The organism is Amphibacillus marinus (genome assembly GCF_900110345.1).
Lineage (GTDB): Bacteria > Bacillota > Bacilli > Bacillales > Amphibacillaceae > Amphibacillus_D > Amphibacillus_D marinus.
Genome location: NZ_FODJ01000007.1, coordinates 51,805 through 77,691 on the forward strand (window position 1 = coordinate 51,805; position 25,887 = coordinate 77,691).

The 25,887-nt window shown below is 38.2% G+C and carries 26 protein-coding genes and 1 other annotated feature (1 of these 27 only partly in view); of the genes, 14 read left to right on the forward strand and 12 right to left on the reverse strand.

Features of this window, described 5'->3' with window-relative positions; genetic code table 11:
* Nucleotides 1–122 precede the first annotated feature (122 nt).
* The 6 genes from mnmE (at nucleotide 123) to BM000_RS10415 (ending at nucleotide 7,235) form a co-directional block, all read left to right on the forward strand.
* On the forward strand, nucleotides 123–1,499 hold the full coding sequence (gene mnmE, locus BM000_RS10390; RefSeq protein WP_091497808.1) for a tRNA uridine-5-carboxymethylaminomethyl(34) synthesis GTPase MnmE: 1,377 nt from the start codon (nucleotides 123–125) through the stop codon (nucleotides 1,497–1,499).
* Nucleotides 1,500–1,520: 21 nt separating this feature from the next.
* Nucleotides 1,521–3,416: a tRNA uridine-5-carboxymethylaminomethyl(34) synthesis enzyme MnmG gene (gene mnmG, locus BM000_RS10395; RefSeq protein WP_091497811.1), complete on the forward strand. Its 1,896-nt coding sequence runs from the start codon at nucleotides 1,521–1,523 to the stop codon at nucleotides 3,414–3,416.
* Nucleotides 3,417–3,478: 62 nt separating this feature from the next.
* On the forward strand, nucleotides 3,479–4,195 hold the full coding sequence (gene rsmG / locus BM000_RS10400) for a 16S rRNA (guanine(527)-N(7))-methyltransferase RsmG (protein WP_091497814.1): 717 nt from the start codon (nucleotides 3,479–3,481) through the stop codon (nucleotides 4,193–4,195).
* Between the two features lie 384 nt (nucleotides 4,196–4,579).
* Nucleotides 4,580–5,428 carry a nucleoid occlusion protein gene (gene noc, locus BM000_RS10405; protein WP_091497816.1) on the forward strand — a complete coding sequence of 283 codons (849 nt, stop codon included), beginning with the start codon at nucleotides 4,580–4,582 and terminating at the stop codon, nucleotides 5,426–5,428.
* A 204-nt stretch (nucleotides 5,429–5,632) separates the two neighbouring features.
* Complete coding sequence (locus BM000_RS10410) at nucleotides 5,633–6,406, forward strand: ParA family protein (protein WP_091497819.1); 774 nt, start codon at nucleotides 5,633–5,635, stop codon at nucleotides 6,404–6,406.
* On the forward strand, nucleotides 6,387–7,235 hold the full coding sequence (locus tag BM000_RS10415; protein WP_091497821.1) for a ParB/RepB/Spo0J family partition protein: 849 nt from the start codon (nucleotides 6,387–6,389) through the stop codon (nucleotides 7,233–7,235). Before BM000_RS10410 ends, BM000_RS10415 begins: the two co-directional genes overlap by 20 nt.
* Nucleotides 7,236–7,365: 130 nt before the next feature.
* Here BM000_RS10415 and yyaC read toward each other — a convergent pair whose 3' ends face one another.
* Nucleotides 7,366–7,953 (reverse strand): spore protease YyaC, encoded by a 588-nt coding sequence (yyaC, locus tag BM000_RS10420; protein ID WP_091497823.1) that lies wholly within the window; start codon nucleotides 7,951–7,953, stop codon nucleotides 7,366–7,368.
* A gap of 79 nt (nucleotides 7,954–8,032) precedes the next feature.
* Here yyaC and BM000_RS10425 point away from each other — a divergent pair, with 79 nt between their 5' ends.
* The 8 genes from BM000_RS10425 to BM000_RS10460 all read left to right on the forward strand — a co-directional run bounded on the left by BM000_RS10425 (nucleotide 8,033) and on the right by BM000_RS10460 (nucleotide 14,788).
* On the forward strand, nucleotides 8,033–9,058 hold the full coding sequence (locus tag BM000_RS10425; RefSeq protein WP_091497826.1) for a YkvI family membrane protein: 1,026 nt from the start codon (nucleotides 8,033–8,035) through the stop codon (nucleotides 9,056–9,058).
* Nucleotides 9,059–9,101: 43 nt separating this feature from the next.
* Complete coding sequence (locus BM000_RS10430; protein WP_091497828.1) at nucleotides 9,102–9,293, forward strand: DUF951 domain-containing protein; 192 nt, start codon at nucleotides 9,102–9,104, stop codon at nucleotides 9,291–9,293.
* 198 nt (nucleotides 9,294–9,491) lie between these two features.
* The gene (ychF, locus tag BM000_RS10435; protein WP_091497830.1) at nucleotides 9,492–10,592 is read left to right on the forward strand and encodes a redox-regulated ATPase YchF; all 1,101 of its coding nucleotides are present in this window, start codon (nucleotides 9,492–9,494) and stop codon (nucleotides 10,590–10,592) included.
* 143 nt (nucleotides 10,593–10,735) lie between these two features.
* Entirely contained in the window at nucleotides 10,736–11,026 is a 291-nt protein-coding gene (gene rpsF / locus BM000_RS10440; RefSeq protein WP_091497832.1) for a 30S ribosomal protein S6, read from the forward strand.
* 15 nt (nucleotides 11,027–11,041) lie between these two features.
* Nucleotides 11,042–11,530 carry a single-stranded DNA-binding protein gene (gene ssb, locus BM000_RS10445; RefSeq protein ID WP_091497834.1) on the forward strand — a complete coding sequence of 163 codons (489 nt, stop codon included), beginning with the start codon at nucleotides 11,042–11,044 and terminating at the stop codon, nucleotides 11,528–11,530.
* 21 nt (nucleotides 11,531–11,551) lie between these two features.
* Complete coding sequence (gene rpsR / locus BM000_RS10450; RefSeq protein ID WP_091497837.1) at nucleotides 11,552–11,785, forward strand: 30S ribosomal protein S18; 234 nt, start codon at nucleotides 11,552–11,554, stop codon at nucleotides 11,783–11,785.
* Between the two features lie 679 nt (nucleotides 11,786–12,464).
* Nucleotides 12,465–13,784, forward strand: a complete 1,320-nt coding sequence (gene rsxC / locus BM000_RS10455) for an electron transport complex subunit RsxC (protein WP_091497840.1) — start codon at nucleotides 12,465–12,467, stop codon at nucleotides 13,782–13,784.
* Nucleotides 13,784–14,788: an RnfABCDGE type electron transport complex subunit D gene (locus tag BM000_RS10460; RefSeq protein WP_091497844.1), complete on the forward strand. Its 1,005-nt coding sequence runs from the start codon at nucleotides 13,784–13,786 to the stop codon at nucleotides 14,786–14,788. Before rsxC ends, BM000_RS10460 begins: the two co-directional genes overlap by 1 nt.
* Before the next feature lie 171 nt (nucleotides 14,789–14,959).
* Here the strand turns inward: BM000_RS10460 and tkt are convergent, their stop codons facing one another.
* The 11 genes from tkt to BM000_RS10510 form a co-directional block, all read right to left on the reverse strand.
* Nucleotides 14,960–16,966 (reverse strand): transketolase, encoded by a 2,007-nt coding sequence (gene tkt / locus BM000_RS10465; RefSeq protein ID WP_091497847.1) that lies wholly within the window; start codon nucleotides 16,964–16,966, stop codon nucleotides 14,960–14,962.
* Between the two features lie 43 nt (nucleotides 16,967–17,009).
* Complete coding sequence (locus BM000_RS10470; RefSeq protein WP_091497849.1) at nucleotides 17,010–18,059, reverse strand: galactitol-1-phosphate 5-dehydrogenase; 1,050 nt, start codon at nucleotides 18,057–18,059, stop codon at nucleotides 17,010–17,012.
* A 34-nt stretch (nucleotides 18,060–18,093) separates the two neighbouring features.
* Entirely contained in the window at nucleotides 18,094–18,762 is a 669-nt protein-coding gene (rpe, locus tag BM000_RS10475) for a ribulose-phosphate 3-epimerase (RefSeq protein ID WP_091497852.1), read from the reverse strand.
* Between the two features lie 13 nt (nucleotides 18,763–18,775).
* Nucleotides 18,776–18,937, reverse strand: coding sequence for a hypothetical protein (locus BM000_RS16775; RefSeq protein ID WP_177178275.1), 162 nt, complete (start codon nucleotides 18,935–18,937; stop codon nucleotides 18,776–18,778).
* A gap of 2 nt (nucleotides 18,938–18,939) precedes the next feature.
* Nucleotides 18,940–19,410, reverse strand: coding sequence for a ribose 5-phosphate isomerase B (gene rpiB, locus BM000_RS10480; RefSeq protein ID WP_091497854.1), 471 nt, complete (start codon nucleotides 19,408–19,410; stop codon nucleotides 18,940–18,942).
* Nucleotides 19,411–19,426: 16 nt separating this feature from the next.
* Nucleotides 19,427–20,098: a deoxyribose-phosphate aldolase gene (gene deoC / locus BM000_RS10485; protein ID WP_091497857.1), complete on the reverse strand. Its 672-nt coding sequence runs from the start codon at nucleotides 20,096–20,098 to the stop codon at nucleotides 19,427–19,429.
* Nucleotides 20,099–20,117: 19 nt separating this feature from the next.
* Entirely contained in the window at nucleotides 20,118–21,146 is a 1,029-nt protein-coding gene (locus tag BM000_RS10490) for a zinc-binding dehydrogenase (protein WP_091497861.1), read from the reverse strand.
* 37 nt (nucleotides 21,147–21,183) lie between these two features.
* Nucleotides 21,184–22,446, reverse strand: a complete 1,263-nt coding sequence (locus BM000_RS10495; protein ID WP_091497864.1) for a PTS galactitol transporter subunit IIC — start codon at nucleotides 22,444–22,446, stop codon at nucleotides 21,184–21,186.
* Nucleotides 22,447–22,535: 89 nt separating this feature from the next.
* The gene (locus BM000_RS10500; protein ID WP_091497866.1) at nucleotides 22,536–22,823 is read right to left on the reverse strand and encodes a PTS sugar transporter subunit IIB; all 288 of its coding nucleotides are present in this window, start codon (nucleotides 22,821–22,823) and stop codon (nucleotides 22,536–22,538) included.
* Nucleotides 22,820–23,299: a PTS sugar transporter subunit IIA gene (locus BM000_RS10505; RefSeq protein WP_091497868.1), complete on the reverse strand. Its 480-nt coding sequence runs from the start codon at nucleotides 23,297–23,299 to the stop codon at nucleotides 22,820–22,822. Before BM000_RS10505 ends, BM000_RS10500 begins: the two co-directional genes overlap by 4 nt.
* 23 nt (nucleotides 23,300–23,322) lie before the next feature.
* Complete coding sequence (locus tag BM000_RS10510) at nucleotides 23,323–25,380, reverse strand: BglG family transcription antiterminator (protein ID WP_091497871.1); 2,058 nt, start codon at nucleotides 25,378–25,380, stop codon at nucleotides 23,323–23,325.
* A gap of 319 nt (nucleotides 25,381–25,699) precedes the next feature.
* Nucleotides 25,700–25,887, forward strand: a binding site (T-box leader); it runs 46 nt beyond the window's last position.

The following is a 25,887-nucleotide window of genomic DNA, read 5'->3' on the forward strand; positions in this document are numbered from 1 at the left end:
TGAATGCTATACTAATTAATGCTAAATGAAAGGATTGTTAGGCAGATAAGTTGCCTATCTTAAAATATATTGGACAACAACTGTATGATAGAATTAGCATGTTAAATGCGGGGGTGTAAAAAATGGATTTTGATACGATAGCGGCAATTTCCACACCACTGGGTGAAGGGGCAATTGCTATTGTCAGATTGAGTGGGGATGATGCTGTCAATATTGCTGCCCAGATTTTTAAAGGTCAGAATTTAACAGAAGTGAAGTCGCATACCATCCACTATGGGAAGATAATTGATCCTGAAAGTGATGAACTATTAGAGGAAGTTATGGTTAGTGTCATGCGTGCACCCAAAACATTCACACGGCAGGATGTCATCGAGATTAATTGTCATGGTGGACTAGCGTCTGTTAATCGCTTATTAGAACTGGTATTGCATTTAGGTGCTCGCCTAGCTGAGCCAGGAGAGTTCACTAAACGAGCATTTTTAAACGGCCGGATTGATTTATCACAGGCTGAGGCAGTTATGGATTTAATTCGGGCTAAGACGGATAAGGCGATGAAGGTGGCTGTCAAGCAGTTAGATGGAAAATTATCAAGACTAATTAGTCAGCTGCGTCAGGATCTAATTGAAACAGTTGCCCACGTTGAGGTCAATATTGATTATCCAGAGTATGATGATGTGGAAGAGATGACAGAACAACTCATGCTTGAAAAGACGAAATATGTATACTCAGAGATTGAACGATTACTTACGATGGCACGGCAAGGAAAAATACTAAGAGAAGGTATCTCGACTGCAATTATTGGCCGACCGAATGTTGGGAAATCGTCATTAATGAATACACTTGTGCAAGAGAATAAAGCAATCGTAACAGATATACCTGGGACAACCCGAGATATTATTGAAGAGTATGTCAATGTAAGAGGAGTTCCATTACGGCTTGTTGATACAGCAGGGATACGAGAAACAGACGATATTGTTGAAAAAATAGGTGTGGAAAGATCGAGACAAGTGCTAAAGGAAGCGGATTTAATTTTACTCGTTTTAAATGGTAACGAAGCCTTAACAGACCAGGATCGACAATTATTTGATCTCATTAAGAATATGCAAGCTATTGTGTTAATTAATAAAACGGATTTAGTACAACTAATTGATCGTAATGAAGTTAATCTATTAGCAGATGAGCATCAAGTTGTGGCAACAGCGTTAGTAGAGGAGGCGGGAATTGATCAGCTCGAACAAGCCATTGCTGATACGTTTTTTGCTGGTCAGCTAGAGGGTAGTGACTTATCATATGTCTCCAATGTGCGGCATATTCAATTACTAAGACAGGCATTACAAGCACTTGATGATGCAATTCACGCTATCGCAGATGGGATGCCAATGGATCTTATTCAAATTGATGTAACACGAACATGGCAGTTACTCGGGGAAATTGTTGGAGATACCGTCCATGAAAGCTTAATTGATCAACTGTTTTCACAGTTTTGTTTAGGGAAATAATGAAGTAAAGGAGAGATTGAGATGGTCTATGATGCAGGTCACTTTGATGTGATCGTTATTGGTGCAGGTCATGCTGGTGTGGAAGCTGCCAATGCAGCAGCAAGACGAGGTGCTAAAACATTAATGCTAACATTAAACTTAGATATGATTGCCTTTATGCCCTGTAATCCATCAGTAGGTGGACCAGCAAAAGGGGTAGTAGTGAGAGAAATAGATGCACTTGGTGGATTAATGGGCAAGGTAATTGATAAAACATACATCCAGATGCGTATGCTAAATACAGGGAAGGGGCCTGCTGTACGTGCTTTAAGAGCACAGGCTGACAAACCTCTTTATATTCAGGAAATGAAATACCAACTAGAGCAACTTGAACATTTAACAATCAGGCAAGCGATGGTTGAACGTCTAATGATTGAAGACGGTGTTTGTAAAGGTGTATTGACAGAAACTAAAGCGGCTTACTATGCACCTTCAGTTATTATTACTACGGGTACGTTTATGCGGGGCAGTGTGATTATTGGTGATTTATCGTATGAGAGTGGCCCGAATAATCAACGTGCTTCCGTTAAGTTATCTGAGCATTTAGAAGAGCTTGGTTTTGAGCTGGTTCGGTTTAAAACAGGAACACCACCGCGTGTCAATGCACGATCAATTGACTATTCTAAAACAGAGATTCAACCGGGTGATGAGAACCCTAGTCATTTTTCATATGAAACAAAAGAAGCAATTCTTGACCAAATTCCATGTTGGTTAACCTATACTAATGAAACAACTCATGAAATTATTAATAATAATCTTGGTTTATCGGCTATGTACTCGGGGATGATTAAAGGAACTGGACCTAGATATTGTCCGTCTATTGAAGACAAAGTCGTTCGCTTTCACGATAAGCCACGACATCAAATATTTTTAGAGCCTGAAGGTCGAAATACTGAGGAAGTTTACGTCCAAGGTTTTTCTACTTCATTACCGGAGTATGTTCAACATGAGATGCTTCGTTCAATTTCCGGTTTAGAAGAGGCAGAAATTATGCGAGCTGGCTATGCAATTGAGTATGATTCTGTTGTGCCAACTCAATTATGGCCCACACTAGAGATAAAGCAACTGCCGGGCTTATTTACGGCTGGACAAATAAATGGAACATCGGGCTATGAGGAAGCTGCAGGACAAGGTTTGATGGCAGGCATTAATGCAGCTGCTAATGCGTTAGGGATTGATACGTTAATTCTTGATCGGTCGCAAGGCTATATTGGTGTATTAATTGATGATCTGGTTACTAAAGGAACAAATGAACCGTATCGATTGTTAACCTCACGAGCTGAGTATCGTTTACTACTTCGTCATGATAATGCCGATCTTCGATTAACCGAAATTGGCTATGAATTGGGCTTAATTACGGAAGAGCGATATAAAAGCTTTAAAGAAAAGTGCGCTCTAATTGAACAGGAGAAAGTGCGCTTGTCAAAATTGACGATTAAACCTTCTCAGGAGCTAGATCAGAAGCTTATCGAGGCTGGCGGAACTGGTTTAAGAGAACCCATTAAAGCGTTAGACCTGTTAAAAAGACCTGAGGTAACCTATTCCTTTATCGTTAGCTTATATGAAGAAACGGATGCTATTCCGGTTGAGGTACAAGAGCAGGTTGAAATTCAAGTTAAGTATGAAGGCTATATTGTTAAAGCTAGACAGCAGGTTGAACGCATGAAAAAAATGGAAAACAAAGCAATTCCTAATCAAATTGACTATGACGCAATTGGTGGACTAGCAACTGAAGCGAAGCAAAAGCTTAAGCAGGTACGTCCGTTATCCGTTGGTCAAGCATCTCGAATATCTGGTGTGAATCCAGCAGATGTTTCAATCTTACTGGTGTACATTGAGCAAGGACAAATAGCGAAGAGAAGTGAGCCAATTATTTAGAATAGAAGCGAGCTTTGACACGTTTATTAAATAAATAAGTTTTTATGGAAGGATTTAGGAATATGAATATTGAAAGCTTTGTGTCTGAATTAAAAAAGCTTGATATTAATTTGACTGAACAGCAGCTCACCCAGTTTAATGTTTATTATGAGACATTAATAGAATGGAATGAAAAAATCAATTTAACAGCTATTACCGATAAACCAAGTGTTTATTTAAAGCATTTCTATGATTCAATAACCGCGTGCTTGGCTTTGGACTTTAACCAGCCGATGTCAGTCTGTGATGTGGGGGCGGGTGCAGGCTTCCCCAGTCTCCCGTTAAAAATATGCTTTCCTCATTTACAAGTGACTATTGTCGACTCTTTAAAAAAGCGCATTATGTTCTTAAATCATTTGGCAAATAAGTTAGAGCTAACAGACGTTGCTTTCTATCATGATCGAGCAGAATTATTTGGTCGCGATGCACCATTCAGACATAAATTTGACCTCGTAATGGCACGAGCCGTTGCCAAAACTTCTGTATTAAGTGAACTTTGCCTGCCTTTGGTTAAAACGGGTGGCGTTTTCCTTGCGATGAAGGGTCCACATGCCGAAGAAGAGTTAAAAGAGGCAGAAAATGCAATTTCCTTACTTGGTGGAGCAGTTAATAACGTCTTCACCTTTGATTTATTAGAAAATCAGGGAGAAAGAAATATTGTAAAGATTGATAAAAAGAAAAAAACACCTAAAGGCTATCCTAGAAAGCCTGGAACACCAAATAAATCACCGCTTTCTTAATAGTTATTGTCGAATAATTATATTCTAGGCGCATATTAAAAGGACGAATGGTTGTTTAGAAGAGCATTCGTCTTTTCTTTGTAAGCATCCGTATATTTGCAGGTAAGCTTAAAAGTTTTTTAGTGCTATGTTTTTAATTTCTGCCTACTTGACCGATTTAATCAGATTAGCATATTTGACTCTTTATTGACCTATTCTCTTATTATCCGTAATAAAAATTTAAAATTAGCTAATTATTTTAAAGATAGTTTTCACGAATAGAAGGATTATATGATAGAATAGTAGAAGTATATGACATAGAGATTTCAGTTCGTGACAGTTATATTGTTTCACGTGAAACATTTATCCTTTCAAAAGGATAATGGAAGAGAAGGTGGTGTGTTTATGTTACCTCCATTCGGCCGAATATTTGGTATGGGCGAGAAAGGCGACACTGAAGAGGAAGCATTTAATCAAGGTGATGTAATACAGTTAGCTATTAAAGATGTATTACCAAATCGTTATCAACCGCGAACGATTTTTAATGACGAAAAGATTGCAGAATTGGCTCAGACTATTCATACGCACGGCATGATTCAACCAATTGTAGTAAGAAGAGTAGATGACGCTGAAAAAAGTTTTGAAATTATTGCTGGAGAACGGCGATTTCGAGCTGCATTGTCGTTAGGTTGGGAGTCCATTCCTGTTATTATAAGACAAATGAATGATAAGGAAACAGCTTCTGTTGCCCTAATTGAAAATTTACAGCGTGAAGAGCTGACAGTGATTGAAGAAGCTAAGGCTTATGAGCGGCTCTTAACCATTCATGAACTAACGCAAGAGGCACTGGCGCAAAGATTAGGAAAAAGCCAATCCACAATTGCTAATAAACTGCGACTATTAAAATTACCTAGCCCCGTTCTTGAGGCTATTACTAATAAAGCTATTACCGAACGCCATGCGCGTGCTTTAATTGCATTGAAAAATCAAGAATTACAAGAGCAAGTTCTTCAAGAAATACTCACTAAAAATCTTAATGTAAAGCAAACCGAAGAGCGTATTAATAGTATACTAAATAGTAAGCCTAAAAAGAAAAAGCCGAAACTTAAAGGTTTTAATAAAGATATGCGTATAGCAATGAATACGATTAGACAATCTCTGAATATGGTTTCAGATACAGGTATTAATCTAGAAACGGATGAGCAAGACTTAGATGATTATTATCAAATAACAATTAAAATCCCAAAAAAATAAACAAATGTAGTGCTGTTTTATGGTCAAATACCATAAAACAGCTTTTTTTAGATGTCTAATATATCTTAGTTAGTGTATCCAATTTTCTAGTTCAAAACATCGATTTTTATAAAAATAAACAATTATCTAATTATTTTTCGCTGTTTATTTTGTAAAAAAGTGATAGAATAATAAAGATAGAGTTCAGACTAGGTAGGTGACGTAATGGGAAAAGTAATCGCCATAGCTAATCAAAAAGGTGGCGTAGGAAAAACAACTTCAGCAGTTAATTTAAGTGCAAGCTTAGCATATTTAGGATATAAAACACTTTTGGTAGATATTGATCCACAAGGCAATGCAACAAGTGGTGTGGGAGTAAACAAAGCAGACATTGATCAATGTGTTTACAATGTATTGGTCGAGGATGTGAAGGCAATTGATGTTACAGTGCCTACTTTGTTGGATCAGTTAAGCGTTATTCCTGCAACGATTCAATTAGCAGGTGCCGAGATCGAGCTCGTTCCGACTATCTCAAGGGAAGTAAGACTAAAAAAAGCTTTGGATGCTGTTATTCAAGACTATGAGTATATTATCATAGATTGTCCGCCTTCTTTAGGGTTACTTACATTAAATGCTTTAACAGCAGCTGATAGTGTCTTAATACCAGTTCAATGTGAATATTATGCACTTGAAGGGTTGAGTCAATTGCTAAATACTGTTAGGTTAGTTCAAAAGCATCTTAATAAGGACTTAAAAATTGAGGGCGTCTTATTGACTATGCTTGATGCAAGGACTAATCTCGGTTTGCAGGTTATTGAAGAAGTAAAGAAATATTTTCAGGATAAGGTCTATAATGCTATTATACCAAGAAATGTCCGCTTAGGTGAGGCGCCGAGTCATGGTCAACCAATTATAACTTATGATTCAAAATCAAGAGGATCAGAGGTTTACCTCGATTTAGCAAAGGAAGTGATCGCCAATGGCGAGAGGGTTAGGTAAAGGAATCAATGCTTTTTTCCCTGAGTTAGATGCCGAACAGGAAAATCAAGGTGAGAAGGTTATCGAGATTAGTATAAAGGATTGCCGTCCTAATCCATATCAGCCTAGAAAGACATTTCAAGTAGAAGCAATTGAAGAATTAAAAGAGTCGATTTTAGAATATGGTATTATTCAACCATTGCTTGTACGAGAGTCCATTAAAGGTTTTGAAATAATTGCAGGAGAAAGAAGGTTTCGAGCAGCTAAAGAGGCTGGATTAGAAACAATCCCAGTGATTGTCAAGGAAATGGATGACCAAAGGATGACGGAGATTGCGCTTTTAGAAAATCTCCAAAGGGAAAACTTGTCACCAATTGAGGAAGCACAGGCTTATGTGAATTTGATGAAATCTTACCGTTTAACACAAGAGGATCTTTCCAAGCGATTAGGTAAAAGTAGACCGCACATTGCTAATTTGGTTCGCTTACTTCAGTTGCCTGCTAATATAACCGCTATGATAAACAATGGTGAATTATCAATGGGACATGGACGAACCCTACTTGGCTTAAAAGATAAGGATCAATTGACACCGTTAGTTAAAAAAGTTATCAGCGAAAAATTAAATGTTCGTCAACTAGAAGTTATTGTTCAAACACTTAATGATGGCAGCCCAAAAGAAAAAAAACAAAAGTCACGACCAAACATTTTTATAGTTGAACGTGAAAATGCGCTAAGAGATCACTTAGGTACGAATGTTAAAATAAATCAAGGAAAGAAAAAAGGTAAAATTGAAATTGATTTTTTTAACAATGATGATTTAGAGCGTATAATTGAACTATTACAGAAGTAAATAAACAGTTCTGGCCTCATATTCATATGTGTATGAGAGCCAGACTTTTTATTTATGCAATTAATTCATTGCTCACTAGTAAGCAATAATGCTTGTAAATGTTCCACGTGAAACAATTATTTAGTTCACGTCAACTTGAAAAGGAAGTTTTTTCTGTTAACCGAACACGGTGCAGATAAAGAAGAGAACGGGCTATTGCTTCTGCCTGTTGCATAACTAGATTTAAACGTGTGTGTTGTAGGGCTAAAAAATCAATAGGAGAAGAGGCATTAACAATTCCGGTAATGCTAAAGTCACCTACATCAGGTAATTTCTTTTTAAGGGCTAGGCCGGGCTTTAGACTACCAATATGGGCATTAATACAGCCAATGGAGCTTGAGCGTCCTAAACAAGCATCAATTGCAATAACAAAGCCTTTAGGGTGTTTATTCTTGATAGAGGACAGACGATCATTTAAATTTAATGCATGAATGGGATCAGCTAAAGTACCATAAACAGAAAAGTTTTTTAAGCCCCATTTACTTAAATAAGTACCCGTTATCGGGCCAAGTGCGTCACCCGTTGATCGATCAGAGCCGATACAAATAATGACGATATCTGCTAGTGATGAGGGAAGCCATTGATAAATAAAGTCTCCAAGTTTACGATATAAAAATGGCTGATCATAACTTAAAGTGATTTTGGTTTGTCTTGCGTCTTGTTGACCAGATAATTTCATAGTTGCATAACCTCCATCATATTTTTATTAGTATACGAAGTTTATTAATCTTCTATACGTAAAAGATGGAGGCATTTAAATGAGAAGAAGCTATCAATGGATATTTTTAATTATTGGAACTGTAATAGGTGCAGGCTATGCATCAGGAAGAGAAATATGGCAGTTCTTTGGTCAAGGGAATGGACAAGCAGTTATTTTGTTTGGTGTACTGTTTTCAATGTGTTGTTACACAATGCTTTCTATTAGCTTCCAAGAGCAGTCAAAGGACTACATCCCGTTACTTACGATTTTGGTTGGTCCTCGATTAGCCAAGTTCTATGACATGATGACATTTGTATATCTGTTATCGATGACTGTTGTGATGATCGCGGGCAGTGGTGTGGCACTACAAGCTTTTCAATTGCCAAAGTGGTTAGGTATTATTGTGACGACTCTAGTTATTATTTGTACATTCCTTTTTCAGGTGAATGCAATTATAAAAATGAATAGTTTAATTACACCGATTCTAATTATGGCCTTAATAGCTGTAATCATTGCTTTTAATATAAAATTTCAGGGTTATCAAGAATCACTTTTTTTTTCAAAAGATCCAATGCTATTAGCTGCGATACCATTTACAGCTTTAAATATTTTGCCATTATTGTCATGTATATCAGCAGTTGGAAATCAAATTAAATCAAAGCAAGAGGTAATGTTTACAAGTATAGCTAGTGGTCTGGTGTTAAGTGTACTATCCTTAATATATTTAACGTCTTTAAAAAAAATTTCAGAGCATATTGAACGATTTGACATGCCGTTATATGCTCTGCTACAGCAGTTCTCAGGTATTATTGTGTTAAGTATGACCTTATTCATTTGGTTAGCTATCTATACAACAGCTGTTATTGGAATGATCGGTTTAATTGCAAGAATAGAAGTACAGATCGCATTAAGCAAAAAGACAATTGCCTTTTGGTTAGCGATATTTATCCTGCCATTATCATTTATAGGATTTAAGACATTAATTCAATATCTATATCCTTTATATGGCTATCTAAACTTGTACTTACTACTTACAATGCTAATATATCCATTAAAAACATGGTACAAAGACAAAAAAAAGTGATAAACTGAGTTGTATCTAGTGCTGATTACTAAGGAGGTTTCAAATGAATAAACAGTTTGAGTTAAATGATATCGTTGAAATGAAGAAGCCACATCCTTGTGGCATCAATAGATGGAAAATTATTCGAATGGGGATGGATATTCGGATTAAATGTCAAGGCTGCGAGCATAGTGTGCTTATTCCAAGAAAAAAATTTGAAGCTAAATTAAAAAAAGTGCTTGAATCAAACAAGTAATGTTTCACGTGAAACAAATTTTTATTATGCTATCAAAAAAGCTCTTAAAAAGGGGTGAGAAACATCGTAAAGAAATAATTCTATTGTTTCTTTACGTTAAAGCATAAAAAAGTCAACTTGTGTTTTATCGTCTGCAAAACTATAATAAAAATGAAGTATCGTTCAGAAGAGCGTTATCGTTTTAAGGAGTGAAGGAAGATGGCATTGACAGCAGGAATTGTTGGTTTACCAAACGTAGGGAAATCAACATTATTTAATGCAATTACGCAAGCAGGTGCAGAATCAGCAAACTATCCATTTTGTACAATTGACCCAAACGTTGGTATTGTAGAGGTACCAGACCAACGTCTAAATAGTTTAACGGATTTGGTTAAACCAAAAAAGACGGTTCCAACAGCTTTTGAGTTTACTGATATAGCAGGGATCGTAAAAGGGGCAAGTAAAGGGGAAGGGTTAGGAAATCAATTCTTATCTCATATTAGACAAGTAGATGCGATTTGCCATGTGGTACGCTGTTTTAATGATGATAATATTACACATGTGTCTGGTACAGTCGATCCTATTTCAGATATTGAGACCATTAACTTAGAGCTAATTCTAGCTGACTTAGAGACCGTAAGTAAAAGACTACAACGGGTTGAAAAATTAGCAAGACAAAAAGATAAAGAGGCTCTAGTTGAATACGACATATTGTCTAAATTAAACGAGGCATTTGAAAATGAAAAGCCAGCTCGTTCGATTGACTTCTCAACAGAGCAACAAAAATTTGTTAAGGGCTTGCACCTATTAACTCAAAAACCGATTCTTTATGTTGCTAACGTGGGTGAGGATGAGCTTCTAGAAGCAGATCAAAACCCAAATGTTCTAAAGGTAAGAGCATTTGCACAAGAAGAAAATGCAGAAGTGATTATTATTAGTGCAAAAGTTGAATCTGAAATTGCTGAACTTGAGGGAGAAGAAAAAGAAATGTTCTTGGAAGAGTTAGGCATAGCAGAATCAGGGCTAGATCAGCTTATTAAAGCAACCTATCAATTATTAGGTTTAGCAACCTATTTTACAGCTGGAGAGCAAGAGGTGAGGGCATGGACCTTTAAAAAAGGAATAAAGGCTCCTCAAGCAGCTGGAATCATCCATACTGATTTTGAGAGAGGGTTTATTCGAGCTGAGACAGTATCGTATGATGACTTAGTTGATGCTAAATCTATGGTTGCTGCCAAAGAGCGAGGCAAGGTGCGCTTAGAGGGTAAAGAATATATGGTCAAGGATGGCGACGTTATTCACTTCAGATTCAACGTATAATTGAGAGCCAACTATATATAATTAATTTTACTCTTGATATTAAAAAAGAAAAATGATATAATTTTTGATTGTGAGTAATAGAAAAATTACTCCTTGTCCTTTGAGAGCAAAGGGCCGTTAAGTCCAAAAGGAGGTGTCAACGGATGAGAAATTATGAAATTATGTATATCGTCCGCCCAAACATTGAAGATGACGCTAAAACAGCTGTAATTGAGCGTTTTAACACAATTCTTACTGATAACGGAGCGGAGATTACTAAAGTTGATGAAAAAGGCAAGAAACGTCTTGCTTATGAAATCAATGATTTCCGTGATGGTTATTATGTCGTCATTACATTTAAAGGCGATGAAAAAGCTATTAATGAATTCGATCGTTTAGCGAAATTCTCTGACGATATTATTCGTCATATTGCGATTCGCGAAGAGGATCAATAATTAAGGAGGGGTCTCATGTTAAATCGTGTCGTACTTGTCGGCAGGTTAACGAAGGATCCAGACTTACGCTACACTGCTAATGGCGTAGCAGTGGCTAACTTCACCATTGCTGTAAATAGACCTTTTTCTAACCAGCAAGGTGATCGAGAAGCAGATTTTATTAATTGCGTGATATGGAGAAAACCAGCAGAAAATTTAGCAAACTATATGAATAAAGGGAGCTTAATTGGTGTTGATGGCAGAATCCAAACTCGATCATTTGATGGACAAGATGGAAAACGTGTTTATGTTACAGAAGTTGTAGCAGATTCGGTGCAATTTCTAGAATCTAGAAATAGTTCGAATGGATCTACATCACGGAATAGCGGACAAGGGTCTGGAAGTTATCAGTCTGAGCAACACCAGAACCAACAACAAGCGCCTATTCAGCAAGATCAACAATCAGGCGGACCAAATCATAATTTGGAGCCTATTGATATATCAGATGATGATTTACCATTTTAATTAGTAAAGGAGTGTTGCAAAATGGCACCACGTCGCGGTGGACGATCTAAGCGTCGTAAAGTATGTTATTTCACTGCAAATGGCATTACTCATATCGACTATAAAGACGTTGATTTACTAAGACGATTTGTTTCTGAACGTGGAAAGATTCTTCCACGTCGTGTAACAGGTACGTCAGCAAAATATCAACGTAAGTTAACTAGAGCAATTAAACGCGCACGTCAAATGGCATTATTGCCATTCGTGAGCGAATAAGTAGTAACTAAAACCTATACTAAGGTGAGTATGACTAATTTAGTCAGTCACCTAAGTATAGGTTTTGTTATGAACGGCTTGTAAAAAGGGTTGTATATCAAATAGCGTTGGTAAGCTAATTTCCTAAGATTAGGCAGAATTAAAAAAGAGCAGACTCCCACGGAGAGCAGTTCTTTTTGCTGGAGCAATACAAACATTTGCTTAACCAACGCTATTTAATGAAGAACCTAAAAAGCTATTTTTTAAGATGAGAGATAACGTTTTAAGTAAGCAAATAAGTTGTCTGAAATAAAAAAATATGTTCTAATTAACTCTAATAATTAAATGAAGGAAAGGACTAGAAATAAAGGTTTGAACGGCGAGTAAAATAGGAATAGATAATTGTAGATAGCAACCTATTATAATAGTAAAGGATTGATTACACTTACTAATATTACATAAAGACCAAAAAAGCTCTCTTTTTTTAAAACCTACAAGCTTTAAAATGTGTATAATGCAAAGATTATACAACCTCAGAGTACTCCGATAATCAGACATCGACAGTAATCGAATTGAACAACTCACTTTATTTACAAAACAATTCTCTAACATGAAATGAATCAACTTATTTATTTTTAAGACATCACTATTCTTACAATCAATCATCAGTAAATGATTAGTAGAAGGAGAGGAATGGCGTATGTTATTTCAATTTAACAGGAAAAGAGAAGGTGCATATACCGAAGAAAGAAAGTCAAGGACGGAGCACCGTCCGATTGAAGAAGCAACCGTACCAGAGTATTTAATGTTTCCATTAGCTATGCATATAGGCGCTCCAGCTAAACCGACTGTAGAAGAAGGTGATTATGTCAAGCTTGGTCAGCTTATTGCCGAGAAAGATGGATTTATCTCGGCTAATATTTATGCATCAGTATCAGGTAAGGTTATTGATATATCTGATCAACCAACAGTGCATGGTAAAGGACCTTGTATTACAATCAAGAACGATTATAAGGATGTGCGGGCAGAACCACTCTTCAAGCAGGGGGAGGAGCTTTCCCAAAAGGCTAAATTAGCTTTAATTGAACAAGCGGGGATTGTTGGTATGGGAGGAGCAACCTTTCCAACCTCAGTTAAGCTATCACCGCCTCCAGGTAAAGAAATTGACACATTAATTATCAATGGTGCTGAATGTGAATCCTATTCAACATCAGATCATCGTTTGATGGTTGAATATGCAGAGGGATTAATAGAAGGTATTCGTGTTTTAGTTGAGGTTTTGCCTGTCAAAAAGGCATACATTGCCATTGAATCAAATGCGCACGAAAGTGTAGCCGTTATGAAGAAGGCGATCATTGAGCATGATCACATTGAGATTCGCGAATTGGAAACGATTTATCCACAAGGATCAGAAAAGAACTTAATTAAGACATTGACAGGTAGAGAGGTCCCTCCTGGTGGGCTACCAGCCGATGTTCATACAGTCGTTGCCAATGTAGCAACAACCTATGCAGTCTACGAGGCTGTTCGCTTAGGACGTCCCCTTACCAAGCGGGTAACCACAGTAAGTGGTGAACCAATTAAAGAAGCTAAAAATCTTTGGGTAAGGATTGGTACACCAATTAATCATTTAATAGATGAGTGTGATGGTTTTCAATCTAGTCCAGGTAAGATGATTCACGGAGGGCCAATGATGGGCCGTCCATTAACTTCTGGTCAGGTTCCAATTACTAAAGGATCATCTGTCATCACGTTCTTGGAAAAGGGTGATATTGTCCCAGCAGAACGGACACCGTGTATTCAGTGTTCGGAATGTCTAAATGTTTGCCCAATTAGCTTGCAGCCTATCATGATAAGTAATGCATATGAAAACGGTGATATAGATGAAGCAGAAAAGCTTGGTGCAATGGATTGTATCGATTGTGGAAATTGCTCTTATATTTGTCCTTCAAAAATTCCGCTATTAGAAAATATTCGCTCAGCGAAATCGGCAATTAGGGCGCGTAAGGAGGATAAATAATGAGCCATTCAATCGCTTTGATGCAAGAGAAATTATTAAATACGCCTGCTCCACATTTATATTCTAAGAGAAAATCTTCATGGATAATGCAACAGGTAATGATTGCATTAGTTTTTCCGACCATTGCTGCTATATACTTTTTTGGTTGGCATGTTCTTGTTATGGTTGCTCTTGGGATAGGTTCAAGCGTAGCTTTTGAGTATCTTTATCAAAAATGGAAAGGTATCGATATTACCATCTCAGATTACAGCGCTGCGCTAACCGGTATGTTAATCGGGTTAAGCTTGCCGGTGACAGCACCATGGTGGAGCATTATAGTTGGGAGCGCATTTGCTATTTTAATTGTCAAACAGCTCCCTGGTGGGATAGGCAGAAATGCTTTTAATCCAGCTGTGGCGGCACGGGTGATGTTAAAAGTATTTTTCACACCATGGATTACTAATTGGGTGACACCACAGCCTGATGTTGTCTCAACAGCTACACCATTACAGTATATCGGGAACTTTTCACGAGCTGTTCCTGAACACATGGGACATGGTGAATTCCCGGGTTTGTGGGACTTATTTTTAGGCATTGGCCTCGGAGGAAACGTAGGAGAAACTTCAAAGCTTGCTATTTTGCTCGGCCTCATATATTTAGTTGGTAGAGGTATAATTGGCTTAAAGATACCTGTTATCTATGTAACGGCATTTGCTGCTATCATGTCTATTTACGGTAATTTTAGTTTTACTTACATGATCACCCATGTATTAAGTGGAACGTTATTATTTGGCGCAGTCTATATGGCTACCGATTATAGTTCTGGCGCATTAACACCTGATGGAAAGAAGGTGTTTGCATTAGGTTGTGCGATTCTAACAGCACTGATTAGAATTGTGTTTAATTTTCCTGGTGGGGTGGGCATTGCTATTTTAATTATGAATGGATTTGCACCATTAATTGACAAGCACTTTGCATCGCGTATTTATGGTCACAAAAAAAGACCAGCGCAAGAACATAGCTAAACAATTTGAAAAAAGGGCTACCGCAGTAAAAGCTACGGTAGCCCTTAATTATTCTATTGGCAACTAAAAAAAGTAACCAAATAAAAGAGGAAAGCGCAGTACTTATGTGAACAGTTTGTTCTGCTAAAATATATTTTTTTATTTACCAAAACATGCCTTAATAGAATCTCTTTACGTTAAGCTTAGCACACGGCTAACAACTGACTCAACAGTGAAGCCATACTTTTCAATTACTACCTCGCTTGGAGCAGAGGCACCAAATGAATCAATTCCTAATACAGCTCCATTTGTTCCTACATACTTATACCAAGATTGACTGCTTCCCATTTCAATAGCAAGTCGCTGAGTTACCGCTGATGGTAACACAGCTTCCTGATATTCTGTTGATTGAGCATCAAAGCGATCAAGGGACGGTGCGCTCACCACTTGAGTATCAATTTGATGTTTATTAAGAAGGCGTTCCTGTGCTTTAATAGCCAATGAAACTTCAGAACCGGACGCCATGATAATTGCATCAGGCTGTTTCTTTTTGCTAGGTGAAAGGACGTAGGCGCCGTGAGCGACCTTCTGTAAGATATTATCCTGAGTTCCGCTAAGACAAGCTAAATTTTGACGTGATAGCACAAGGGCGGTGGGCTGATCCTTTGATTCAATTGCTAACTGCCACGCTGCATTAGTTTCGTTACCATCAGCTGGACGAATAACTGAAAGATTAGGGATGACTCGCAATGAAGCAAGTTGCTCAATCGGCTCATGAGTAGGTCCATCTTCACCGACCGCAATGCTATCATGGGTAAATACATAGGTAACTGGGAGTTTCATTAAAGCTGCCAAACGGATAGCAGGGCGTAAATAGTCAGAAAAAACAAAGAAAGTTCCGGCAAAAGTCTTTAGTCCACCATGTAAAGCGATACCGTTCATGGCTGCGCCCATTGCAAATTCACGTACACCGTACCAAATATTTTTACCTGAAGGATTAGTCTTTGAGAATATTTGCTCGTCATTTATGTTTGTCTTCGTTGAGCTTGCTAAATCAGCAGAGCCACCAAAGAAATTAGGAATAATGCTAGCAAGTTTATTAATGATCTGACCTGAGGCGGAACGCGTTGCCACTTCTTGTCCTTCAAGATAACGCTCAAACTGCTCTGCTAAATTAGTTGGAGTGTTTCCATCAATGCTTTCTTCAAGCTTCTGTGCTAAGTCAGGGTATACTAGCTTATAGGCATGAAAGGTTTGCTCCCATTTTTGTTCTTCATTCTCACCCTTAGCTGCAACTTTCTTAAAATGATGATACACTGCATTTGGAACATGAAATGGCTCATCGGTATTCCAATTATACTGTTGCTTGGTTAATTTAGCTTCCGCTTTACCAAGGGGTGCACCATGAGAGCTTGAAGTGCCTGCTTTATTAGGTGAACCAAACCCAATAGTTGTCTTCACCTCAATTAAAGTTGGCCGCTCTAAATCTAGCTTTGCTTGCTCAAGTGCGGTAGAAAGGGATTCTATATCATTACCATTATCTACATAAATATATTGCCAGTTGTATGCGTGGAACCGTTGATCAATTTTTTCGGAAAATGAATGATGTAATTCACCATCAAGAGAAATATCATTTGAATCGTAGAGGACGATAAGTTTACCTAATCCTAAGTGACCAGCTAAAGAAGCTGCTTCAGAGGAGATACCCTCCATTAAATCACCATCACCACAAATCGCAAAGGTAAAATGATCAATAATGGAAAAATCTTTCTTGTTATAAGTGTTGGCTAAGTGCGATTCTGCCATAGCCATCCCAACTGCTGTTGCAATACCTTGACCTAGTGGACCTGTGGTTGCATCAACGCCAATGGTATGACCGTATTCAGGATGGCCAGGTGTTAGGCTCCCCCATTGTCTAAACTGCTTCAAGTCATCAATCGAGAGACCATAACCAAATAAATGAAGTAAACTATAGAGCAGCATCGACCCATGACCAGCAGATAATACAAATCGATCTCGGTTAAACCAATTTGCATTTAGTGGATTATGCTTCATGTGTTTGATCCATAACGTATAGGCCATTGTTGCAGCGCCTAACGGCATACCCGGATGACCAGAATTTGCCTGTTCAATGGCATCAATGGAAAGTGTTCTAATTGTATCAATTGCTTGATTTTCAATGCTTTTACTTTGTAGCATCTGTTTTGCACATCCTTTAGCTTTATATTATAGAATAATAGAATTAGGAGTCTAATTCTGGATAGAAAATAACTTTCCCCATGCTTTGCTTATTCTGAGTGATTTCATTGAATAGCCAGGGCCCTTGTTTTAATGAAAGTCGGTGGGAGATTATTGGTAGAATATTTAAAGAACCATTAGCTAGATGATGAACGGTCGTGTGCCATTCCTTTCCAGGAAAAGGAGCGGATAAGGCGTTCCAAGAGCCGATAATCTCCAATTCATTTCTGACAACTTTTTCGAAATAGAAACGTTCAATTGAAACATTGCCGTAAGGAATACCTAAATAGAGGACCTGACCTCCTTTTTTACAAAGGGCAAATACTTGTGCTGAAGTTATCGGTGACCCTGCAGCTTCTACGGCAAGATCGACACCGTTAGAATGCGTGAATAGATATTCATGAGCGACAACATTTTGTGAATTAATGATCATGTCAGCACCCAGTGCTTGAGCTAATTCTAATTTACTATCATCAATGTCAATGGCAACAATCATCTTGGCACCGAATAACTTTGCCCACTGGACTGCTAATAAGCCAATGCTACCACAGCCAATAACAGCCACCGTTGATCCTGGCTGGATGGCAGTCTTGTACAAGCCATGTAAAACAACAGCGGATGGCTCAATCATAGCGGCAGAATCAAAATCAACTGAATCGGGTAATTTAATGACATTCTCAGCAGGTAGCTTTGTATATTCTGCATAAGCCCCAGGATGCTTGGCGCCAAGCACAGTTAAGGATTCACACTGAGAATACGCCCCCTTTTGACAACTGATACATTTTCCACAGTATAGCGCGGGACAGCCAGCTACCCGATCACCGGTTGTAATGCCTGTAACTGCAGCGCCTGTTTTGACCACAACTCCAGCAAATTCATGACCAAAGACCACTCCAGGAATATATGGACCAAGCTTTGCATAACGTGAAAGATCTGAGCCACAAACACCAACCGCCTTAACTTTAATAATGACATCATCATCATGCTCCAACGCAGGGGCTTTAGCATCTTCAAAACGTAGATCCTGTTTATCGTATAAACACAACGCTTTCATATTATCAGTCCCTATCGCAAATAGTTTCGTTTCATCATGCGTTAGCTGCGTACATCGCTTCTTTAAATCTTTTTATGTTGTCACTAAGCGCTTGATTATTATAAATCGCTGAGCCTGCAACAATAACGTTTGCTCCCGCATTGATGACATCTTGAACATTATCAAGTGTAATACCACCATCAACCTGAATGTCAATGGTGCACGGCCCGTTGTTTGTTATCATTTTCTTTAGTCGTTTAATCTTGTCAATAGATTGAGGAATAAAAGACTGTCCTCCAAAGCCTGGATTAACAGTCATAATAAGTACCATATCAATATCCTTTAGGATAGGCTCAAGCAAATTAACCGGCGTTGCTGGATTTAAAACGACTCCAGCTTTAGCACCTAGCGCTTTAATTTGCTGGATTGTACGATGCAAGTGTGTACAGGTCTCAACATGGACAGTAATAATATCAGCTCCAGCATCAACAAATGCTTTTAAATAAAGATCGGGATTTTCAATCATGAGATGGACATCAAACTTTAGGTTACTATGCAATCGGATTGCTTTAACAAGGTCAGGGCCAAAGGTTAGATTGGGTACAAAATGGCCATCCATTATATCAATGTGAAGCATATCTGCCCCAGCATCAGCTGTTTCTTTAACAACCTGCCCTAGTGTAGAAAAATCAGCGGCTAATAGAGATGGTGCAAGCTTAAGCATTCGTGTCCCTCCGTTATTGGTTATTATTTTTTTTTGTTAGAAAGCTAGGTTTAAAAAGCATAGATAACGAAACGATGACAACGGTCGAATTAAAGAAAAGCTGATGTTCGATATAAAATTGACTAATTGATCTGCCAAAGCGTCCAAGTGCAAAATCCAAAAATGTTTCAACCATAGCTATCTCCCTCTCTTATTAATTTTAAAGCTTTCATAATTGGTAATATAATCAATTCGTTGCTTATGTCTTCCGCCTAGGAAAGGCGTATTTAACCACGTCTTTACAATATCTAGTGCTGCTTGGTCTGATGGCAGTACCCGGGCGCCTAAGCATAGGATGTTAGAGTTATTATGCTCCCTAGTCGCCTGTGCAGTAAACGTATTATGAACAACAGATGCACGAATACCGGGTACTTTATTCGCCATAATTGACATACCAATACCGGTACCACATATTAAAATCCCCATATCCTCTGAGTTTGGACAATGCTGAATTACTTCGGCGACTTGCTGAGCTATTGGACTATAATCGGTTGCCTCCGCAGAAAAACAACCAAGATCACGAAATTCAAGTTGTTCTTTTACGAGCCATTCAATAATAGTCTGTTTTATTTGATAGCCACCATGATCGCTACCTAAAATAATTGTCATAGTTTCACCACCTTAATTAATACTCGGCAGTAGACGTCTTTCCAGAAATAATGGCGACTGCTCCACTTGTACCTAATCGGTCGGCCCCTAATTCAAGCATTTTTATAGCATCATCATAGGAACGAATGCCGCCAGCTGCTTTAATACCAAAATCGGGTCCAACGATTGATCTTAATAGTTTAACATCGTCAAAGGTTGCACCGCCGCCATTAAAGCCAGTTGAGGTTTTCACAAAATCCGCACCAGCTTCTACAATTAATTGGGCGGCAATTTTTTTCTCATCTTCAGTAAGTAAAGCAGTTTCAATAATAACCTTTGTAAGTAAGCCCTCTGAAGCCTTAACGACCTCAGAAATATCATATTTAACCATGCTATAGGCTTTTGATTTCAAGGCGCCTAGATTAATTAGCATATCTATTTCGCGGGCTCCATTGTTAATGGCGTCTTGAGTCTCAAAGACCTTTGTTTTTGTTGTTGCACCGCCCAAAGAAAAACCGATTGGTGCCCCAACCTTCACATCATGCTCTGAGACTAAGGCACAGACATAGGGAAGATAATACGGATGCACGAAAATAACCTTAAAGCCATAAGTAATGGTTTCATTACAGAAAGTCATCATCTCACTTTTTGTTGTTGTTGGTTTTAATAATGTATAGTCAAGCTTCTCAATTAAATCTGTTAATTCCATATTACCTTCCTCACTTTCATTAATTTGAAGTTAGTAAAACCTTTATAGCGTCACCATCTTTAATAGCACGATAACCCTCGTCCCAATCGCCAATGCTTAGCTCATGGGTTACTAATGCCTTCGGAGTAACACGTCCTTCATTCATTAGTGCTAATGAAGGCTCCCAGTCTCTACTGGTTTGGCTCCGTGAGCCAGTAACTTGAATTTCCTTTTGAATAATCTTCTCGAAGTCAATGGGAATTTCAGCTTTAGAGAAAATGCCAACTTGCACAAATTGTCCTTTCTTTCTTAGTAAATCTAAACCTAGTCTTACTGCTGGAACTGCTCCAGAGCATTCAAAAATAACATGAGCACCATAGCCTTCAGTCAACTGCGCAACAAGGGCATGTAGATCATCCTGCTGTAAGTTAATGGCGTAATCAATCCCGATCTCCTTCGCCTTATCTAAGCGAATTTTATCGTGAGTAAGTCCAGCAATAATGACTGTTGCACCATACGTTTTGGCTACTTGAGCTTGCAACAGCCCGATTGGCCCAGGTCCGAATACGACCACAAGGTCATGCTCGTTAATGGATGCTTTGTTTGCTGCGTGATAGGTGCATGCAAGTGGCTCGGTCATAGCTGCTGCTCGATAATCAACGTGTTGGGGTAGCTTATGCAAACTTTCTTTCCGTGCAATTAAATACTTGGTAAAGCCACCATTCTGTTGCGAACCTATTCCTTTACGATGTGCACAAAGGTTATAGTCTTTTGATTTACAATACTTACATTCGCCACAAATGGAAAAAGTTGTCTCAGATGTTACTCGATCACCAACTTGGAACTCGGTCACGTTCTTGCCGACCTCGACCACAACGCCAGCAAATTCATGACCTAATGTGACCGGTGTTTTCACTTTATAATTGCCTTCATAGGTGTGAACATCAGAACCACATATGCCTGCATACTTAACTTCAATCTTAACTTGATCAGGATTTGGTTTAGGTTCTTCAACATCTTGAAGCTCTAAATGGCCAAACCCGGGTGCTGTTTTTACCAGTGCCTTCACAGTTAATCCCTCCTAAATTCTCTCTGTTTGAAATTAGTTAATTAAACAAGGTAAACAAGCGATAGATGATATAGTTAACGACATTTCCACCCTGGTCAATACTCGAAATTAGGTTAGTGCCTTCAGGGATGCTAAAGTTAGCATCAATCGCCATTTGTGTATGGAATTGGGCAACATCAGTCGCAATATAGAGTGAGAGTGCGATCACAATCGTTCCAACAATAACAGAGTGCACGATGTTTCCACGTGCTGCACCAACAATGAACGCAACAATAAATGGAATAGTAGCCAAGTCACCAAAAGGCAGGACACTGTTTCCAGGTAAAAAGACAGCGAGTGCAACTGTTATTGGGACTAGAATAAGGGCAGTAGAGATAACGGCGGGGTGACCAATTGCCACAGCAGCATCAAGTCCAATGTATATTTTTTGGGCACCAAAGCGTTTTTGTAAAAATTCACGAGCTGATTCAGATACGGGTGTAAGTCCTTCCATTAAGATTTTCACCATTCTTGGCATTAGGACCATAACGGCAGCCATAGCCATCCCAATTTCAATGACATCACCAACAGCATAGCCAGCAAGCAATCCAAGTGTAATCCCAAGAATAAGGCCCATGAATATTCCCTCACCAAAAATACCAAAACGTTTTTGGATTGTCTCAGGGTCAGCGTGTAACTTGTTTAAGCCAGGTATTTTTTCAATCAGTTTAACTAAAGGAATTCCAATTGGGGCATACGAGATTGTACTCCCTGTAGCGATTGAAATGCCAGGTAGTTCATAATAGTCTTCAAGCATAGGTGCAGTATAATCCGCAACCTTTAAACAAACAATTTGGAATAAGATAGCAGCAATCAATCCTTGAATAATACTGCCAGTGTAAGCGTGTACCATTGCGCCAGTAAAGGTGAAGTGCCAGAAATTCCAAATGTCAACGTTCATTGTTTTTGTTGTTTTGGTTACCAACATAATGATATTGATGATAATTCCTAAAGGAATAATAAAAGCAGCGATCGGCGATGCCCAAGAAATTGAAGCAGCAGCAGGCCAGCCGACATCAATAACATTTAACTCGATTCCGAATCGTTCAATCATACCTTGAGCTGCAGGCCCAAGATTGTTGACTAAAAGGTCAACGACCAGAAATATTCCAACAAATGCTACCCCAATTGTTAAACCAGAGCGAAACGCCTTACCTGGTTTTTGACCGAATAGTAGTCCGAGTAAAAAGATGACCACAGGTAAGATGACCGTCGCACCTAAATCTAAAAAAGCTTGTAAAAAATCGATTACATCTTGCATCAACAATTCCTCCCTCATGATTTGTTGCTTTATTCTGTACGCTAAGAAAGCGATCCCCTTTGTTTAATAATAAAAAAGATGAAAATAGCTTATTTTTTTAATTCGTCAACAATATGTTGCTTAACCTCATCAAGACCAATTCCAGTTAAGAATGCCTTAGCATTAATGACCGGGAAAGGATACTCTTTATGGACAATCGTTGTGCTAACGAGTAGGTCAGCCGTCTCAACATATGCATTTACTTCAGCAATTTTAATTTGGATAAGGTTCACAGCAATATTATGTTGCTTCGCTAATTCCTCAAGCGCACTATTGACTACAGTAGATGTCGCAATACCAGCACCACATGCAACAAGAACATTTTTCTTCTTTTTCATTTTCCTTCACCTCCCTTCAGTAAATTCAAACGGATTTTTTCCTTAATTAACTGTTTATCTGGCTCATTGACCAAGAACTCAAGAAAGACACGATCTTGGAAAATCGCCATCAAATTTTGTAATAATGATAATTGAGCATGCTCCTGATCCATTGCTAACATAAAGATAATGGATACTGGTGTCGTAGAGTCTAGTTCACCCATAATCCCAAACTCAATCGGTTTATCAAGCACAGCGATAGCAATCGCTTTTTGATTAACGTGGATGCAGTCTGTGTGTGGAATAGCAACAGCAATTCCTTCAGTGGGCAGCCCTGTTGCGTATTGTTTTTCGCGTTCAATGACTGCGTTAATATAGCTTTCCTTTACAAGCCCTTGCTGGAATAGTGCTGTGGCAACTTGCTTAAGTGCGTCTTCAGTTGATTGTGCTTGTAAATTTTTAAAGATAAGTGACTCATCAAAGTGTAAATGGTTCAAATCTATTCCCCCTCACAACAAAGTTACAATTGCTGATATTTTTTAAAGGTGTCTGTTATTTCTTTTTTGACTTTAGCTTGTTTTATTTTTAGTAAATCCGCTCTAGTGCCTGCAAGCTTTAACAATTCCGTCAAAGCCTTAAAATGTTGGTGTTTATCTAACGCAGCAATGAGAATAATAATTTTAATCGAATAGTCATGAGCAAATGTTACGCCTTCTTCAATCCGTAATAGGCTCATGCCAACATGTAAAACCCCATTTTCTGGACTCGCATGTGGTATGGCTAATCCGTCTCCTATTACGATGTACGGGTCTTCCTGACAATGCTCAATAACCGCATCAACATACTGGTGAGTAATTGCTCCTTTTCTAAGTAGTGGCTGAGCTGTTACACGGATGGCTTCATTCCAAGATTTGATATTTTTTCTAAGTGTTATGTTTGTTGCAGGGATTAACTCCGCTAAATGAGGTGTGGGCTCTTCCTCTGTCAGCAAGGGTGTTGATGTTCCTTGCTGGTTGATAAAACTATAAATACGCTTGGTTAGGTTAGTTTTATTTAAAATTGTCGCATCCTTTTCAATAACATTGATTAGTTCCTCCACATTAATAACATCATTGGAATAACCGTAAAGATAGCCCATAACCTGTTGCCGCAGCCAAAGCTTTTCTTCCTTTTCTGGAAAGGATTTCACAATAAATACTTTTCGATCTGTCTCTAAATGGATGAGACTAAAGACGATATCGTAGTCCAATTGAAATTGATAGAATTCTCGCACAGAAAGTGAATCTAGAAACACAAACTCAGGGAAGATCTCTTTCAGTACACTATCCATCATCTTTGAAACAGAAACGCCTTTTGGGCAAACAATAACTGCCTTTATTTTCTTATTTAGATGCTCCCCTTGTCGTGCTAACCAGCCGCCTATTAGCATGGATAGGTAAGTAATCTCATGGTCAGGAATGTCTTGACCAATTAGCTGAGCGAGGGGAGTAATTGCTTTTTTAACTAAGTGCTGTAGCTCAGAGAACTCCGCACCAACCGGTTGATGTAGCTGATCAATATCAGTAAGCTCAAACTTAATTCGATAATAAGCTGGTTTCACGTGTATCAGGAGCTTATTTATTAATTGATCGCGATCTTTAATGACCATACAAGCATATTTCTCAAACTTGGTAAGCATTTCATTAATGGCGATCATTAAACTCGGCACAATATCTTGCTTATGAAGGTCAGACCAATAAATATTAGTAATTAGCAAATGTAAAGTAAAGAACACGCGTTCAGAATCAGGAATATGTTCGGTCTCATCAAAAAGCTCATAGACAGCCTGCCATTCTTTCGTGTATGTGAGCTCATCATGCTTTACTGGCAAATCACCAATAAACATACCAGCCCTAATTCGTTTTAAAATAATAATGAGGCTAAATGGTAATGCATCGATCTTTTCATCAGTAAACTTCAGGTTTAGTTGGTTCTCAATCCGTTCCACTCGTAAGGTCATTTCAACAAGCTCTTGATTAGATAAACGCATAATTTCACTGAGAAATAATTGCTTATTTTGTACAAATAACAAACGATTAATGAGATGAACAAGCAACTTTCTAATAAAGAACTCTTCACCTTCAATGTAGTAGCCTGCTTTTCGACTATAATGAATAGTTAAGTCATCTTCCTGAATGATTAATTGGGCTTGCTTAATATCATGTAATACAGTGTTTTTACTGACATCAAGCGCATGTGTAAAATGGTTAAGCGATAAGGTTTCATCAATTTGACTAATCATCATAAGTAAAATGATTTGTATACGCGTTTCTTCGGTTAGGACTAGCTCTTTCATGGCGTTGTTTTCTTGCTTGCTGAGAAGTGTTTCAATTAAAATCGGTTCAATTAAAAACATGCCTTGACGATTTCGGTTAATCGGCGGAAGGTTTTTCGTTAGGAGCCAGTGATTAATCTTTTCAAAGCTATAGCTAATTTGTCGTCTACTGAGCTCATACTTACTCTCCAGTGAAATACTTTTAATCTGTGGATTAGTCAACACCTCTTTCAATAAATTGTTACTGCGTCGATCAAGTTGCATGCTTAATCACCTCTCTTGTTGGAATTGTAGCACTTACTACAAAAGGAATGGTTGCGTTTTCATCACAATTTGTTGTATTTTGTTTGTACTACGATGTGATCAAATACTATCATTTTTTCAAAGAAAGAAAATAAGCAAGTGCGGAGAATTTAGACATATAATAAGGAAAGGCGCTATTAAATGGGCTAATGAAGATCTGTTAAGTACAGCGCTAGCTAGCTTTTGTGCTAGCTGATTTCACAATCCAGAAATTTGTGAAAAAAAGTTGACAATTATTATAATCATGCTATGATAAATGAAAATTCAAAATAATTAGATAACAGAAGCGATGAAGAAGACATGAATATTGCCTCTGCAGGTTAAGAGAGCTGGTGGTAGCTGTGAACCAGTGCTTCAAGCAATAAGTAGCACTTCTGAGCAGTCAAACTGAACTATTAGAGTAGGTTTGATCGATTTGTGTTCGATACGCACAGGACTAATGAAGGCTACAGTTTATTTCTTGCTGAG